The sequence below is a fragment of the Larkinella harenae genome, from assembly GCF_054780515.1.
In genome coordinates this window covers 43,928-60,153 of record NZ_BAAGWE010000011.1, presented here as the reverse complement: position 1 = coordinate 60,153, position 16,226 = coordinate 43,928, and the positions used below count along the sequence as shown (strand labels likewise).

General features: G+C 54.9%; 9 protein-coding genes. 8 read left to right on the top strand and 1 reads right to left on the bottom strand.

What is annotated here, in order from left to right; translation table 11 throughout:
• Positions 1 to 240 precede the first annotated feature (240 nt).
• Positions 241 to 630 carry a hypothetical protein gene (locus tag ACYVH9_RS28255; protein ID WP_460639798.1) on the top strand — a complete coding sequence of 130 codons (390 nt, stop codon included), beginning with the start codon at positions 241 to 243 and terminating at the stop codon, positions 628 to 630.
• A 99-nt stretch (positions 631 to 729) separates the two neighbouring features.
• On the opposite strand, the gene ACYVH9_RS28250 is transcribed toward ACYVH9_RS28255, so the two are convergent.
• Complete coding sequence (locus tag ACYVH9_RS28250; RefSeq protein ID WP_460639797.1) at positions 730 to 1,863, bottom strand: endonuclease/exonuclease/phosphatase family protein; 1,134 nt, start codon at positions 1,861 to 1,863, stop codon at positions 730 to 732.
• 482 nt (positions 1,864 to 2,345) lie between these two features.
• Between ACYVH9_RS28250 and ACYVH9_RS28245 the strand changes: the two genes are divergently transcribed.
• The 7 genes from ACYVH9_RS28245 (at position 2,346) to ACYVH9_RS28215 (ending at position 16,213) form a co-directional block, all read left to right on the top strand.
• Positions 2,346 to 2,945 carry an RNA polymerase sigma factor gene (locus ACYVH9_RS28245; protein WP_460639796.1) on the top strand — a complete coding sequence of 200 codons (600 nt, stop codon included), beginning with the start codon at positions 2,346 to 2,348 and terminating at the stop codon, positions 2,943 to 2,945.
• 86 nt (positions 2,946 to 3,031) lie between these two features.
• A complete protein-coding gene (locus ACYVH9_RS28240) occupies positions 3,032 to 4,108 on the top strand; it encodes a FecR family protein (protein WP_460639795.1) in 1,077 nt (358 codons plus the stop codon).
• 58 nt (positions 4,109 to 4,166) lie between these two features.
• Positions 4,167 to 7,628, top strand: a complete 3,462-nt coding sequence (locus ACYVH9_RS28235) for a TonB-dependent receptor (RefSeq protein WP_460639794.1) — start codon at positions 4,167 to 4,169, stop codon at positions 7,626 to 7,628.
• Between the two features lie 9 nt (positions 7,629 to 7,637).
• Complete coding sequence (locus ACYVH9_RS28230) at positions 7,638 to 9,536, top strand: RagB/SusD family nutrient uptake outer membrane protein (RefSeq protein WP_460639793.1); 1,899 nt, start codon at positions 7,638 to 7,640, stop codon at positions 9,534 to 9,536.
• A gap of 30 nt (positions 9,537 to 9,566) precedes the next feature.
• Positions 9,567 to 12,683 (top strand): SusC/RagA family TonB-linked outer membrane protein, encoded by a 3,117-nt coding sequence (locus ACYVH9_RS28225; protein WP_460639792.1) that lies wholly within the window; start codon positions 9,567 to 9,569, stop codon positions 12,681 to 12,683.
• A 12-nt stretch (positions 12,684 to 12,695) separates the two neighbouring features.
• Positions 12,696 to 14,465 carry a RagB/SusD family nutrient uptake outer membrane protein gene (locus ACYVH9_RS28220; protein ID WP_460639791.1) on the top strand — a complete coding sequence of 590 codons (1,770 nt, stop codon included), beginning with the start codon at positions 12,696 to 12,698 and terminating at the stop codon, positions 14,463 to 14,465.
• Positions 14,466 to 14,476: 11 nt separating this feature from the next.
• Entirely contained in the window at positions 14,477 to 16,213 is a 1,737-nt protein-coding gene (locus ACYVH9_RS28215; protein WP_460639790.1) for a hypothetical protein, read from the top strand.
• Positions 16,214 to 16,226 lie beyond the last annotated feature (13 nt).

Sequence of the window (16,226 nt, the reverse complement as noted above, 5' to 3'; positions counted from 1 at the left end):
ATAACAGTTTCGTGCTGTTCAGCCATACGCTACCCTGCCTGATAAGATCAAGGGATTTGGTCTCGTCGCTTTTATCCAACCAGCTGTCTTCCTGCCAGTTCTTTACCGTGAATGGTAGAGCGATTTGTGGCATTTCCCAAAAGTACCAGGAGTTGACTCATTTGTGACAGGCTTTGCCGGCCAAGCTGCCGACCTTTGATTCAACCAAACAGAACAACAATCCTTAAAAAAATAGACGCCATGAAAACCCTGATCAACACCTTGCTCGTCGCCTTGACATTAACCGCTGCCACCTTCAACCCAGCCAGCGCTACCCCGAAAGAGCCCAAGAAAGCCGCTGCTTTCCAGAGTGCGATGTACACCACCACGGAAGGTAAGCTACAGGTAGCCGTTCAAAAGGAAACCACCAGTCCGGTACTGATTCAACTGCTGGACCAGAAAGGCAACGCGGTATTTTCTCAGAAAATCGGTAAACGCCAGGATGCGGTTCGCTACCGGTTCGATGTGAGCTACCTGCCCGATGGCGTATACCAGGTTGCGATCAGTAACGGTGTGGAGATCATCACCAAAGAAGTGACGCTGGCCACAAAACAGGTAGAAGTAACTCCCAGACTGGTGGCGGTTAACTAGTTTTGTTTCGAACTTTAGTATCAGTAGCATACCGCCAAGGCTAGCCAGAATGGAATAGTCTTGGCGGGTTATGCATTGGTATTCGATGTATTTCGTCTTCTAATCGACCTTCGATCTAAGTCGCTCCAAGTAGCCTTTGCTATCGTTCGTTGAAAGACGTACCCACATCGGTTTATGATCGGAAAACTGGTAGGTCCGCCATTCCAGATAATATTTTTTCAAGGCTTCCCCATCCTTATTTTTTCCGTTGGGGGTCTTTTTAAGCTCCTCTTTATACTGTTCAAACTTTTCTTCGGTAAAGACCTTGTTGTAAAGCTCGAACAGGCCCGCATTCTTTTTTTTGGGATCGGTTGATGCTCGATCAATGTACTCCAGGACTTCTGGTTTGGTCTTGAAAGCTATCTGATCGTAATATTTTGTTCGGTCCAGGTTGGAAGGCACTTGAAGCGCTTTGGGAATGGTAAATCCTTCATTGATAAGCGCTTTCATGGTTTTATGCTCTGGGTGGACAATGTTAAAATCACCCAGCAACAGTAAAGCCCGTTCGTTCGAAAGAGCCTGGTTAGCCCTGGCGCTCAGGTACTTAGCAATCCGATTGATTTCGTTAATTCGTTCTTTCAATTGTGGCCCTGAAGCGCTTCCATAGTATAGGTGAACCGTGCATACGTCGAATTTAAACCAACCCGATTGAAAACTCGCCAGAAAGGGGGTTCGCCGAAACTGCTTTCCCTGAAAGAGCGCCTGCTCATCTGGGGCATCCGGGTCGGTGTTGGTGATTAGCATATCATTGGGCAGCACAATTTCTCCAGCTATGTTGCAGAATTTTACCTTTCGACGGTCGAAGGCAAACGTAAGCCGTTCGCCATTGCCCCCTAATTTGGGATCGGTAACGTCCGTGGCAATGTAATCCCAGTTTCCGCCCAAAATATCCATGACCATTTCCCATTCCGCCAAGTCATTAACCTCCTGTACCGCCACAAAATCAAAGCGGGATATGACTTCGGCAATATAGAAGTGGGACTCTAAAATGCGCTTGCCAAAGCCTCGTCGATTACTTTCCTTCCCATCAACCTTCCCCAAATCCCGCACATTCCAGGTAGCCAATAAAAGATTGTGTTCTGAATCTTTATCTGGGATATCGGCATCCAGTTGCTCCCGAAGGGCTATTAGATTATCAATCACCAAGTCGCGTTGCAGCTTGGTGAATTTATACTTCAGTAAGGAATAGCGCATCGTTTCAGGCGTTAAGGAGGTTTATTCAGCAAGTTAAGTGCCCACGGGCTTTACAGCATTTCACTAGCCAAGTTTTGAGTAAACGGCAACACCAGTGGAAAGCCCTTTGATCGAGGCTCTTTTAAATTGAATCTTGGTCCGCCATGGCAAACTTTTCTCCTGGTACAGAGTAATCCCGCTGCGCTGGAACTGAAAATTTAAGCCCGTGGAAGGATGGGAGGGACCCTTATTTGAATACTTTATGCGGAAAAAAGTACATGCCGAAGTCAGATTAATGCTAAAGCATATATGGATCAGCACAATTTAAGTGTAGGCGAACTGTCCGTTTGTCGTCAAAGCCAGGGGTTCTGCTTTTTATTTTCGAGAAAGCATGATGGAGCAGGACGGTTACAGTAACGTCATGCTAAAAATTTACATGTTTATACCAAGATTATTTTGGAACAATTTTAATAAATTGTAAGTAGCACCTATTCTTGGACTGTGTGAAAAAGACAATCTGTTCTCCAGACACCCATCTGAATCTGCGCTGGCAGCAGTTTTGCGAAGGCGACAAAACCGCGTTCAGCGAGATTGCCGAGCTTCATTACAGTGCCCTCCATCATTACGGTACCCGCTTTACGCCTGATCGGGATTTAATCAAAGACTGCCTACAGGACCTTTTTCTGGAAATTTGGGAAAAACGGCAGTCGCTCTCCTCCATTATTGCCATTAAGCCTTACCTGTTTCAGTCATTGCGCAACAACCTCATTCGGCGGGTCAGAAAACAATCCTGTTTCTCTGACCTTCAAGATGATGATTTGCCGGACGAAATTTCCCCGGAGTCAAACTGGATTCTCCAGGAAACGGACCAACTCACCAGCGACCGCCTGAAACAGGCCATTGACTCCCTCCCCAAACGCCAGAGAGAAGCCCTTTACCTCCGCTACTACGAAGATCTTTCGTATGAAGAGATAGCAACCGTCATGGGGTTGCAGCGCCAGGCAGTCGCGAATTATCTGCAATACGGCATCCAGAAACTGCGCGAGTACTGGTCGCATTCGGCTATCATCCTCATCCTGTGCGCAGATCTCCACTGGCATTGAAAAAGTTTCATTTTTTTTGAAAGGGCATGGGTACTAATTCGAGCGAATGTACTCATCGTATCAAAGACAAGAGTGAAAGAAAATCCATGAATAGTTATGTGAACTTTCAGGTGAAGGATTGGTTGGAAGACGGTCCGTTTCGTCGGTGGGTATACCACGGCGAACAGGATGACTTCTGGAACCGATTCCGGCAGCAGCACCCCGATCAACTCGCTGAGATGGACCAGGCTCGCGAAATCCTGCTGACCGTATCCGGATCGCTCGATGGGTTATCGCAAACGGAAGTGAGGTCGCTGGTGGGGGAAATCCTGGACGCTATTCCCGATGAACCTGCCATCCGTCCGCTGCCGTGGTGGCGCAGCAACGGGCTGAAACTGGCCGCGATGCTGCTGTTGATCCTCGGGATGGCAATCACGATGATGAGTCAGGAGCGGAGCCTGACAAAGATGCAAACACTCGTCGCTGCCCTCACGGATTCTCCCCGGCCAGAAATCATCGAGGTGGTCAATACAACGCGGGACATTCAGTTGGTTACGCTGCCTGACGGCAGTTCCGTGGTCCTTAAAAGGAAAGGCCGCATCACTTATCCAGCTAAATTTCATCCGGAACAACGGGAAGTAAGCCTGCGGGGTGAGGCCTTTTTTGAGGTCGTAAAAAATCCGGCACAACCGTTTCTGGTGTATTCGGGGGCAATGGTGACGAAGGTTAAAGGTACCAGTTTCAGCATTCGCGCCAACGATGGAGACCAGGAGGTGGAGCTTGTCGTAAAAACGGGCCTGGTCGAAGTGTACGCCGATCAGGATGTGCTGACCACCGCGCCCCGCAAAATCCTCCTGAAACCGAACGAGCAAGTGACGTTTAACCGCCAAAGCCGGCGCATGGTTACCAGAACGGTGAAACGACCAGCTTTGCTGAACATTCCGGCCGAAGTTCAGCAGTTTGAATTCAGTCGCACGCCCCTGGCGGAGGTGTTTGCCGCCCTGGAAAAAACGTATGGCATTGATGTTCGGGTCGATCAGGACGCCATCGCGCATTGTACGCTCACAGCCTGGCTGGGCGATGAGCCGGTCAATGAGAAGCTGGACATGATCTGCGCGGTCGTGAACGCGCGGTATGAAACGCACGGAAGGGTAGTGGTTGTCACGGCCCAGGGTTGCGAATAGCTTTTATCAATTCTTTTCACATATGGGCAATCAGTACAGAAAGATCATTTTACGGATCATGAAAATCAGCATTACCCCCTGCTTACTCTGGCTTCTTGGTATCCACCTTTCGCTGGCAAAAGACCTGCGCGCCCAGGAAATCTTAAGTCAACGTATAACAATAAGCGTTAGTTATTTAGGGGTGGATAAAGTTCTCGAAAAAATCGAGGGGCAGACGCGGGTACGGTTTATCTACAGCGCCGAGGTAATCCGCGCCGATCGCAAGGTGAGCCTTGACAGCCAGAACCAACGCCTTGATACTGTGCTCGAAACCTTGCTTGGACCGCTGGGCATCGAATACAAGGTTTCCCGGAAAACGATCCTGCTTCGGAAGGCGGCCGAAAAGAAAACGTCCCTCAAAGCCGAGCCGGTCGAAATCCTCGCCCCGAAGGAAACCAACCGCGAAATTACCGGTAAAGTGCTGGACGAAACGGGTCAGCCGATTCCCGGTGCCAGTGTGATTGTGAAAGGCACGACCCTGGGTACCTCGACTAACGCCGAAGGGGAATACATCCTGTCGCTGCCGGACGATAAGAACGCTATCATTTTCAGTTTTGTGGGTTATGTGCCTCAGGAGGTGCTCGTGGGCACGATGACGAACCTGGTGGTAACCCTGAAAGTCGACGAAAAAGCCTTGGAAGAAGTGGTGGTGGTGGGCTTCGGTGAGCAGAAAAAAGTCTCCGTAACGGGGGCGGTGGCGTCGGTTACGTCGGAAGTCTTGCAACAGAGTTCATCGGCCAGCCTGGCCAACTCGTTGTCAGGTCGCTTGCCGGGCCTGACCTCCATCCAGTCGGGGGGCGGTCAGCCAGGACGCGATGATGCGACGATGTACCTGCGTGGGGCGGCAACCACGAACGGCCGCAGTCCCCTGATCCTCATCGACGGGGTGCCCCGCGACAACATTCGCACGCTCGATGCCAACGAGGTTGCTTCCGTTTCTATTTTGAAAGATGCGTCGGCCACGGCCGTTTTCGGGGTAAGGGGCGCCAATGGGGTGATTCTGATTACCACCAAACGTGGCAGCGCGGGGAAGAATGAACTGACGATCAATGCAGAACAAAGTTTTTCATCCTTCACGCGCGAGCCCGAGCGCCTGCATTCGCTGGAATACATGGCCCTGCGCAACGAGGCTTCCAAAAATGATGGCATCAGCCCATTGCCCTTCGACGACGCCATCATGGCCAAGTATGCCAACCCGCTCGCCGGTCTGGATCCCAATGACCCGGATTACGCCCGAAAGGCCAGGGTCCGCCGGTACATATACCCCGACCACGATTATTACCGGGAGTACATTTCGCGCTACGCCCCGCAGACGCGCGTCAACATGAACGTAACCGGCGGTACCGACAAGGTTTCTTACTTCGTGAACGGGGGCTTCCTGCACCAGGGCGGCAACCTCAATACCGAGCCGAGGTCGGTGCTGGGCTACGATCCATCGTCCAAAATGGATCGCTACAGCTTCCGCGCCAACCTCGATTACAAGGTGACCAACTCCCTGAAGTCGTTTCTGAACATCGGCAGCTATATTGAGCAGGTGAACATGCCAGCCGCCTGGCTCTACGGCAATAGCGATACCGGCTGGATGATGAGCGACCTAATCTACCAGGCCCAGACCATTCTTCCCATTACCCCCGGCCCCGTTACGATCGACGGCTTCGGGGTGGCTCCGGGTCAGATTGTGGATCCGGGCTACATGGACCGTTCCGCGTTTGAGATCATGAACCGGATGGGCTACCGCAACGAGGTCCGTTCCAACCTCAATGCCTCATTTGGCATGGAGTGGGATCTGAGCAACACCGTTACAAAAGGATTGAGCATCAAAGGAATGCTTTCTTACGATTCCCGGGCCACTACGGCCATGCAGGGTAGAAAATCGGAGCGGCTGTACCTGGCGGAAGTCAACCCCGCGAAGGACGAGCTGACGTACGCGGTCAAACGCTCGGATGAAACCCTGCTGAGCCTAAGCAAGGGCGCCGATTCGCGCTATAACATTAACATGCAGGGCTCGATCAATTACGCGCGGACGTTCGGCCGGCACGATGTCACCGGAATGATTCTCGGCCAGCGCGATACCTGGGAGTCCACGGCGGGCGAAATTCCCTATAATGTCCTCGGCGTGGCCGCGCGCGCTACCTATGGGTATGACGAGCGCTACCTGGCGGAGGTGAACATGGGGTATAATGGTTCGGAGCAGTTTGCGCCGGGCCACCGCTACGGTTTTTTTCCGGCCGTTTCGGCGGGATGGGTGATCAGCAACGAACGGTTTCTAAAAAACAACCGCCTGCTGACCAACCTGAAGCTCCGCGCTTCCTATGGGAAAGTGGGTAATGATAAAATGGGTAGCGCGCGGTTTCTGTACCAGAGTGACATCACGCTTGGCGGGAGCGGGCCACTGGGTAGCCTGGGCCTGGGGCAAACCATTAATCAGGGCCTACTCGGCAACCCAAACATCACCTGGGAGATTGCCCAGAAACAGAATTACGGGCTTGACGCCCAATTGCTGGGCAATCTGAGCCTATCGGTGGATGTGTTTAAAGAGCGCCGGAGCAACATCCTGATCTCCCGCGGTACCGTGCCCGAATTTCAGGGTGTGCCCCTGGGCAATATCCCGAAAGTGAACATGGGGCTGGTGGATAACCAGGGCTACGAACTGGAGTTGTCGTACAACAAAGCTTTCAACCGGGATTTTCGAATAATGATTTCCGGGAACTACGGCTACAACCACAATACCGTGAAGTTTCTCGATGAATCGGTGCGGGATGAGACGTATACCTACCGTTACCGGGCGACGGGCTTTCCGCTCAACCAATCGTGGGGTTACAAAATTGACTACAGCAACGGCAACGGTTTTTTTAACTCCAAAGAGGAACTCGACACCTACCTCAAAACCACCACCTACGGCTTTGGCGAACCCCGGGTCGGGGATTTCAAATACGTGGACCTGAACGGCGACGGTGTGATCAACGACAAGGACCAGGCCCCCATCGGTTATTCCAACATTCCCCGTGTGACCTACGGCCTCTCGCTCACCTTCGAATACAAGGGGTTCGATCTGACTACCTTCTTTCAGGGGGTGGGGAACTATTCCAGCAATTACCAACAGCAGGGCGTGTACGAGTACATCATTCGGGGGACCTATTTCGATTACCACAAAAGCGCCTGGACGCCCGAGCGCTACGCGGCTGGGGAGGAGATTACCTATCCCGCTCTCAGTACCCGCAGCAACACCAACCACACGGCCAATGACTTTTTCATCATGAACCGGTCGTTTACCCGGCTCAAAAACCTGGTATTGGGGTATACCGTCCCGGCGGGCATGCTCAAAGGAGTCGGCATCAGCAAGTTGCGGGTGTATGTGAGCGCGCAAAACTATTTCACCTGGGACCACCTGAGATTGAGCCACCTGGATCCGGAAAATGATAGCTCGCTCGGTTATCCAGTTACTAAAATGGCCAACTTCGGTTTGAACCTCACTTTTTAACGGCGAAACATGAAACTCAAACAGCTACTCTATGCATGTATGCTCGCATCCTTCACGGTGACTTCCTGCAAGGACGCGCTCGATATGGCGCCCGACGGCAAGCTGACGATGGACGAAATTTTCGCCGACAACGATAAAACCGGCGCGTTTCTTAACAGTTGCTACGCCAACATGCCCGTGAAGGGTACGCGCTACTTTTTCTGGAGCCGTGGGCCGGTGGCCTGGAGTGACGAAGCCTGGGACACCGACGCCGAGGCCGAATCGGGGCTCATGGCGGGACGGATGTACAATGGGGACGCTTCCCCGGGCAATCACCCGATCACCAACATCAGCGCCGAAGGCGGGAATGGCGACTACTGGGCCCGATACTGGAGTGCAATCCGCAACTGTACCCTGTTTCTCAGCCGCATCGACCAGGCCACCGTGCGCAATGCCGCCGACCGCGCCCGCTGGAAAGCTGAAGCCCATCTGCTGCGGGCCTACTACTATTCGGAACTGCTGAAATGGTTCGGACCCGTGCTGCCGATTGAAAAAGAGCCTTACGATTTTCAACAAGATTTCTCGACCGTCAAGCGGGCCAGTTATTACGAGCTGGTGAAGTTCATCATGGAAGACTGCAACGTGGCGCTGAACACCGCCGAGCTTCCCTGGCGCATTACCACCGACAGCGAAGGCGGCCGCGTGAACAAGGCGCTGGCTGAGGCCCTTAAATCCAAGATGATTCTGTTCGCGGCCAGTCCGCTCAACAACGGGGGGCAGGACTACTGGCAGGAGGCTTACCAGGTCAATAAAACGTCGCTCGAAAACCTGCGGGCCAACGGCTACGAGCTCTACAACCGGGTGAATCTACCGCAGACTTACCTCTCGGACGTGGCGTTTCTCGGCCCGGATAAGAACGAAAAAACCGCCCTCTACAACGAATATTTCACCCAAACGATGAAGTACACCCCCAATCCAGTGGACCGCGAGACGATTTACCAGAGCCGTGACAATCAGGGCAACATCTGGAATATCGACGGCATTGGTTCGCAGGATGGCTATAAGTCAGGTACTTGTCCTTCGCAGGAACTCGTGGATGCCTACGAAACGAAGGACGGCCAGCCGGTACTCGATCTGGACAAACCCTACCTCGACGATCAGCATACCCAGCCCAACTACAACTCGGCCAACAAGCTCTACGACCCGAAGAATCCGTACGCCAACCGCGACCCACGGTTTTACGCGTCCATTTATTACAACGGTTCGAAACGCAAGGCGTTGTGGAATTTCGCCGAATCACAAGAATCGTTCGAAAACTATCCCGCCCCCATCGGGAACCGTACGCGCGTGATTGCCACCTACAAGAACGAGCCGCAGACGGGCATCCACCCAAGCACGCGCAAAGCGACGCGCACGGGCTATTACGAGCGCAAGTTTCTACACCCCAACTCGGGCAATGACAACCCCATTGCCGGTGCCAACTGGAAGCTTTTCCGGCTCGGGGAAGTGATCCTGAACTTTGCCGAAGCGGCCGCCGAGGCCGGTCAGCTCACTGACGCCATCGGGGCGGTCAACGAAATCCGCGCCCGCGCTGGAATGCCCGCCCTGCCCGCGTCGCTTTCCAAAATGGACCTCATCAAACGCATTCGCGCCGAGCGCCGGGTGGAACTGGCCATGGAAGAAAACCGCTATTTCGACCTCCGTCGCTGGTCGAAACCGACCGACGACCTTGCCAAAACCGACCGCTGGGTAACCGCCATGGAAATTACCCGCAATGCCGACGGTACATTCACCTACAACCGCCGGCCCGTGCGCACGACCGAGCGGAAGAATTACACCAACAAATTCCTGTGGGTGCCCATTCCGCTCAACGAGGCCAACCGCCTTCGCTCCATTACCGGCGTCGACTGGCAGAACCAGGGTTGGTAAAAAATATCCAGGACTCAGACGAACATCACCATGCTAGATTTTATCCTAACGAAACTAACCCGGCTCCTTCCCCTGCTTGTGGCTGGTCTGCTGGCCGGTCCATTGGTGGCGCAGGACCCCACCACAACCATCAACGGCGTGGTGCGCAATCCCTGGGGACAGCCGGTGGCTGACGTACTCATCACCACAGAAAACGGCCGAAACGGCACGTCCACCAATGCCCAGGGCGAATTTGCCATGAATATTGACGACGGCAGCAAAGCAATCGTGTGTTCTTTGTATGGGTTTCGAAACCAGAAACTGGCGGTTTCCGACAAGCAGAATCTCGCCATTCAGCTCGAATTTGACCCCCACCATAAGGATGAAGTGATCCAGTTGGGCTATACCGCTCAGACTCGTAACGAACTCTCGGGCGCGGTTTCGACCGTGAAAGGAGAGGAGCTGGAAAAATCGCCGGTGGCTAACCTGACGCAAACCCTGGCCGGTCGGCTGTCGGGGCTGACCACGCAGGAAACGTTCTCGGAACTCTCCCGCGCCACCACCAATCTGTACGTTCGTGGCCTGTCGGCTGCCCGTGGCAATGGTCCGCTCGTGATTATTGACGGCATTATTAACGCCTACAACAGCAGCCAGACACTGGAATACATTACGGCCAACGAAATTGAGTCCATAACCGTGCTCAAAGACGCTTCCACCCAGGCGCTGTACGGCATTCAGGGTGCGAACGGTCTGCTAGTGGTGACGACCAAACGCGGCCGGAAAGGCCCCCTGCAGATTAAAACACGGTTTGATCAGTCGTTTCAGCAGGTCACCACCCGGCCCACGTTTTACAATGCCGCTGACTACGCCGAACTGCGCAACCAGGCGGCTTTCAACGACGGGCTAGGCCGTAATTACCTGTTTAGTCCGCAGCAGATTGCGGGCTACCGTTCCGGTCAAAACCGCGATTTGTACCCCAATAATAACTGGTACAACCGCTTTGTGAAGGACGTTGCCGCCATGCAGCGCGCCAGCGTGAACGTGACTGGCGGCAACGACAAGGTGCAGTTTTTCTCCAACATCAACCTCATGCACCAGGGCGGCTATTTCAAAACCGACCAGCCCCGCTACAACCCGAATGCAAATAACCTTTGGGTAAATTACCGCTCGAACATTGATATGAGCCTGAACCGCTACCTGAAAGCCTTTATCCGTCTGGCGGGCAACGTGAAACGCGAGCGGACCCCCGGGGGCGCGGGCAATGCGGATGTGTATTCGAGCCTGTTCCAGCTTCCGCCGACCCTCTACGGCCCCGTGACGCAGCCGGTGGTAAACGCGTCGGGTGAGGTGATTGATCCCGGCGGAAAAGTAGTCACCACCGAACGCGTGGAATCGCCGACCTATGGGATGCTCAACCGCACCGGCTACACCCGGCACACGGTGACCAACATCGTTTCGCAGTTTGGCCTTGATCTGGACCTGGGCTTTCTCACCAAAGGTTTGAATCTGACTGGAACGCTGGCCTACCAGACCAATTCGGTGGGTAGCCTTTCCACCCGGCAGGACTACGAACGCTGGGTGCAGAGCAGCGATACGGCCTTGACCTTCATCAAAAAAGGGGCGCAGAACAACACGCCCCTGGCTTATTCCAAGTCGCATTCGTACTATTACCATTTGACCTACAACCTGGCCACGAACTACCGGCGCAGCTTCGGCCAGCACCAGGTGGGCGCCATGGCGTATCTGTTTTACCAGAACCTGACAAAAGCGGACAATGCTTCCCCCGCCCTGTTGCCCTACAACCGCGTGAGCAGCGGCTTTGAAGCTTCCTACGGCTTTGCCAACCGCTACTTCCTGAAGTTCGACCTGGGCTATTCGGGTTCGGAGCAATACGCCCGGAATGTGCGTTACACCAGCACCCCGGCGGTATCAGCGGCCTGGGTACTTTCGGAGGAACCCTTTCTGAAAAACAAGCCATTTCTGACCAAGCTCAAGCTCCGCGCGGCCTACGGCCTGACCGCCAACGACCAGAGCGGTCTGGCGCGGTACGCCTACCTCGACAACGTCACCGTACAGGGGGGCGGGCCGATCGGGTCGCTGCAATACCTGGTCACCGAAGGCCAGGTGGGCAACCCAAACATCCGCGCCGAGATTTCGAAAAAGCAGAATTTCGGGTTCGATCTGGGCCTGTTTAACGCGCTGACGGTTTCGGTGGATGTCTTCCGGGAGCGGATGGACAACATGGTCGTGGGTGCCTTGTCGACGATCCCACTTTACCAGGGCATTCCGCTGGATAACTATCCGAAGCTAAACACGGGCATTTTCGAGAACAAAGGGGTGGATCTGAACGTGGGATATACCAATCGGCTGACTAAAGATTTCACGGTGCACGCGGGCCTGATGCTTAGCTACGCCAACAACAAGATCATCAGTTGGAATGAGGCCCGGAAAACCGAGGATTATGCCTACCGAAACTGGCAGGAAGGCTACTCCTTTGGACAGATGTTTGGCTACAAAGTGGATTACAGCAACGGCAACGGATTTTTCAACTCGCAGGAGGAAATCAACAACCGTAACCTCGAATACAGCTTCGGCAAACCCCGCCCCGGTGACCTGCGCTACCAGGACCTGAACGGCGACGGCAAGATCGACGAACGCGACAAAGCCCCGGTGGGTACCGGCCTGATTCCGAGTGTAATCTACGGTATTACCGGGGGAGTTACCTACAAAAACTTCGAACTGAGTATCCTGTTCCAGGGCGTCGGTAACTACGCGACAATGTACTCGGGTACGGGCGTGTGGGAAACCGATTTCGATGGCGTATTCGGCGCGCTGCACCGCAATGCCTGGACGCCCGAGCGCTACGCAGCCGGCGAACCAATTACGGCACCGGCCCTGTCGCTGGCGCAGACCGTGAACCACCAGCCAAGCGATTATTACCTGTACAACCGGGCTTACCTCCGGTTGAAGAATGCCGAGCTTTCGTACACGCTCCCTCCGATGCTCGCCCGCACGATCCGTGCCGACCGGGCGCGTGTGCTTCTGAGCGGTCAGAACCTGCTGACGTGGGACAACATGAAGTCGGACGATTTTGGGCCGGAAGGCAATGGCTTCCGGGCGTTTCCGGTGTACCGGGTCTTCAATGCGGGCATCAGTGTCATTTTTTAACCGTTTGAATCCATGAGAAAGCATCAGATCCTTCTCCTGACCTTCCTGCTCCCAGGCCTGCTGCTGTCCTGCAACGAGCAACTCGACCTGCCAACCGACGGTCGCATTACGATGGACCAGGTTTTCAGCGATTATAACCGCACGCGGGGCTACCTCAATTCGTGCTATGGCTACGTCCCCAAACCATACATGGACCGGGCCTCCTTCACGGACGAAGCGCAGGACGCCGACGACATCACACCCGGCTCGCGGTACATCGTGTGGTACGGTGGCAACGTCACATCGACTAATTACAAGGATAATTCTGCCGATGGGAGCCCGTGGGGCAAGCTTTATGAAGGTATTCGCAAGTGCAATGTTTTTATCGAGAACATCAAAACCGCGCCGGTTTACGCCAGCGAAGGGGAGAAGACTGCCTGGACGGCTCAGGCCCATACCCTGCGCGCCCTGTATTACCTGCAATTGGTGAAACGGTACGGGGGTGTGCCCATTTTCGATAAGCCGCTGCCGATCAACCACGACTTTTCGCAGGACAAACGCGCGTCGTTTTCCGAAGTGGTCACGTTCATTCTCGCGGACTGCGACAAGGCGCTCTCGTACCCGGCCACACGCGACGGCCTGCCTTGGGAGATTTACGATAACCAATACGGTATCATGACGCGGGCCGTCGCCTACGCCATTAAATCGCAGGCGGTGACCTACGCGGCCAGCCCACTCTGGTCGAATGGGACTTATACCTGGCAGAAAGCGACGGAAATCAATGCCGAAGCGCTAGGCCAGTGCCTGGCTAATGGTTACCGGCTGTTCGATGATAAAACCTCCACCGACATTGCCCAAAACACCTACGCACTTTATTTCTTCACCACCTCCAACGACCAGCGCGCCACCGACAAGGAGACCATTTACCACGTGGGCGACAAAATGCAGGTGTGGCGCTACGCTGGTTTGCCCACCAATCCGGGCATGGATCGTACGGGCCCCTGCCCGACGCAGGACCTGGTGGATGCCTACGAAATGGCCAACGGCGAAGCACCCATCACCGGCTATTCTGACCCAAACCGGACGGTGCCCCTGATCAATGCCAAATCCGGGTACAAGGAGGATGACCCCTATACTGGCCGCGACCCCCGGTTTTATGCGTCCATTTACTACAACGGCGCGGTCCGTAACCTTAATCAGCCTACTGGCAAGAAGGTAGAGACCTTTGTGGGTGGGGCGGAAGAAATTTCGGAAATAAACCGCAAACACACGCGCACGGGCTATTACCTGCGGAAATTCAACAACTACCGGTCGGGGCAGAACAACGATGCCGACGGGGCAGTCCGGCTGCTGCGGCTGGCCGAGTTGTACCTGAATTTTGCGGAAGCGGCCTACCAATCGGTGGGGCCAGATGCTGCAGTGACGGTGGGCAACCTCACGCTGTCGGCGCGGGACGCGGTGAATGCGGTTCGGGCGCGGGCGGGGATGCCGGGCTTTCCGGCAGGCATGGCTAAAGAGGCTTTTGAGAAGAAATACCGCAACGAACGTCGTATTGAACTGGCCTTCGAGGAACACCGCTTTTTCGACGTGCGTCGCTGGAAAATCCTCGACCAGACCGACCGGTTCGTGACGGGGATGCGCATCACCCGGAGCGGGACGAACTTCGTCTACAAGCGTTTTAAATTTCCTAGCCGCAATGCGTTCTCCGAAAAATACCTGATGTACCCCATTGACCAGAACGAGGTGGACAAAATCATCGGCCTCTCCAAAACGGACTGGCAAAATCCGGGCTGGCTGGACTAACCCTTTCGTTTATGAGACTGTACCAAACCCTATCCTTCACCATCCTTCTTTTCGCCCTAGCCCGGATCGCCGGGGCCCAGCCCCTGGCCGGAACCGACGATCTGGGCCGGACGCTGCCACAGCACGACGCCGTGGGCGCTCCGAAAGTCAACCGGCAGGTCGGGATGTTCTACTTTTTGTGGCATGACGTGGCTCCGGCCCGGGCGTGGGATTTGAACGAGATTGTGTCCAGACACCCCGAAGTGCTCGACGATTTCGACCATCCGCACTGGGGGGGCGATCCGAACAATTCCGTCGGCATGTATTACTGGGGCCAGCCCATTTACGGTTATTACAAAGGTGATGACTACTGGGTCCATCTCCGCAGCATCCAGCTCCTGACCGACGCCGGGGTGGATTTCCTGGTCATCGACGCGACCAATCGGCTCACCTACGGCAAGCAGGCCGACGTACTCATGAAAGCCATGGATGCCGTTCGCGCCCAGGGTCGCAAAGCGCCGAAGATCGTTTTTTACACCAATACCGAATCCGGCGCGACGATGCAGGAAGCCTATGACCTGTTTTACAAGGAAGGCGCACCCTACCGGCATCCCGACTGCTGGTATACGCTCGACGGCAAACCGCTGATCATCGGTATTTCCAAAGAAGCGGAGGGTAAGAACTTCCAGTCTTTCTTCACCTTTCGCGAATCGCAGTGGCCAACCGAAAAGCAGAAAGTGAACGGCTGGCCGTGGATTTCGTTCACCCGGCCGCAGAAGGTCCACTACAATAGCAAAGGCGAGGGGGAAATCATCAACGTTTCGGTTGCCCAGCATCCCAACCCGACGGCCGGTATGGGCGGTTCGGCCTTTTACGGAAACAAAGACAACTGGGGCCGCAGCTACCGCAACGGCTCTCCCGGCGACCCGAAGAAGGACATTGTTTACGGCTACAATGTGCAGGAGCAGTGGGATTATGCCCTCAAGCAAAACGTGCCGTTTGTGTACGTGACCGGCTGGAATGAATGGATTGCCGGGAAGTTTAAAAGCCACGACTCGAACCCGGAGCATTCGTGGTTCTGCGACCAGGCGAGCCCGGAATACAGCCGCGACATCGAGCCTTCCCTGACGGCGGGGTTGAAAGACCATTATTACATGCAGCTCGTCAGCAATGTGCGCCGGTATAAGGGCGTGGAAGCAAATCCTACTTTGGGGCCATCCAAAACCATTACCCGGCTCAACGACTGGAAAGGCGTACCGCTCACCTACCGCGATTACACGGGCGATACGCAGGAACGAAACCACCCGGGCGCGCAGACCGAGCCCGCGCACACCTACGTGAACAAAACCGGCCGGAACGATTTCGACCAGCTCAAAGTCGCCCAGGACGCCCGGAACCTCTATTTCTACGCCCAGACCACCGCTGATATTACCCCCAACTCCGGCGACAACTGGATGCGTCTTTACCTCGACACCGACCGCAGCGCGGCCACCGGCTGGAAAGGTTACGACTACCGCGTGGTGGGCTGCAGCACCCTGCAACAGTACCGCGACAGCGGCTGGCACAACGTCAGGAAGGTGACGCATCAAGTGCGGGGCAATCAGCTGATGATCACCGTCCCACGCGCCAATCTGGTCAACCTGAAATCGCCCCTGAACCTGGAATTCAAATGGTCGGACAACATGCAGGTGGATACCGATCCGCTGGACTGGTACGTGAACGGAGACGTTGCTCCGGGTGGCCGGTTTAACTTCATCGTGAGCCAATAGGAGGCCACCAGCC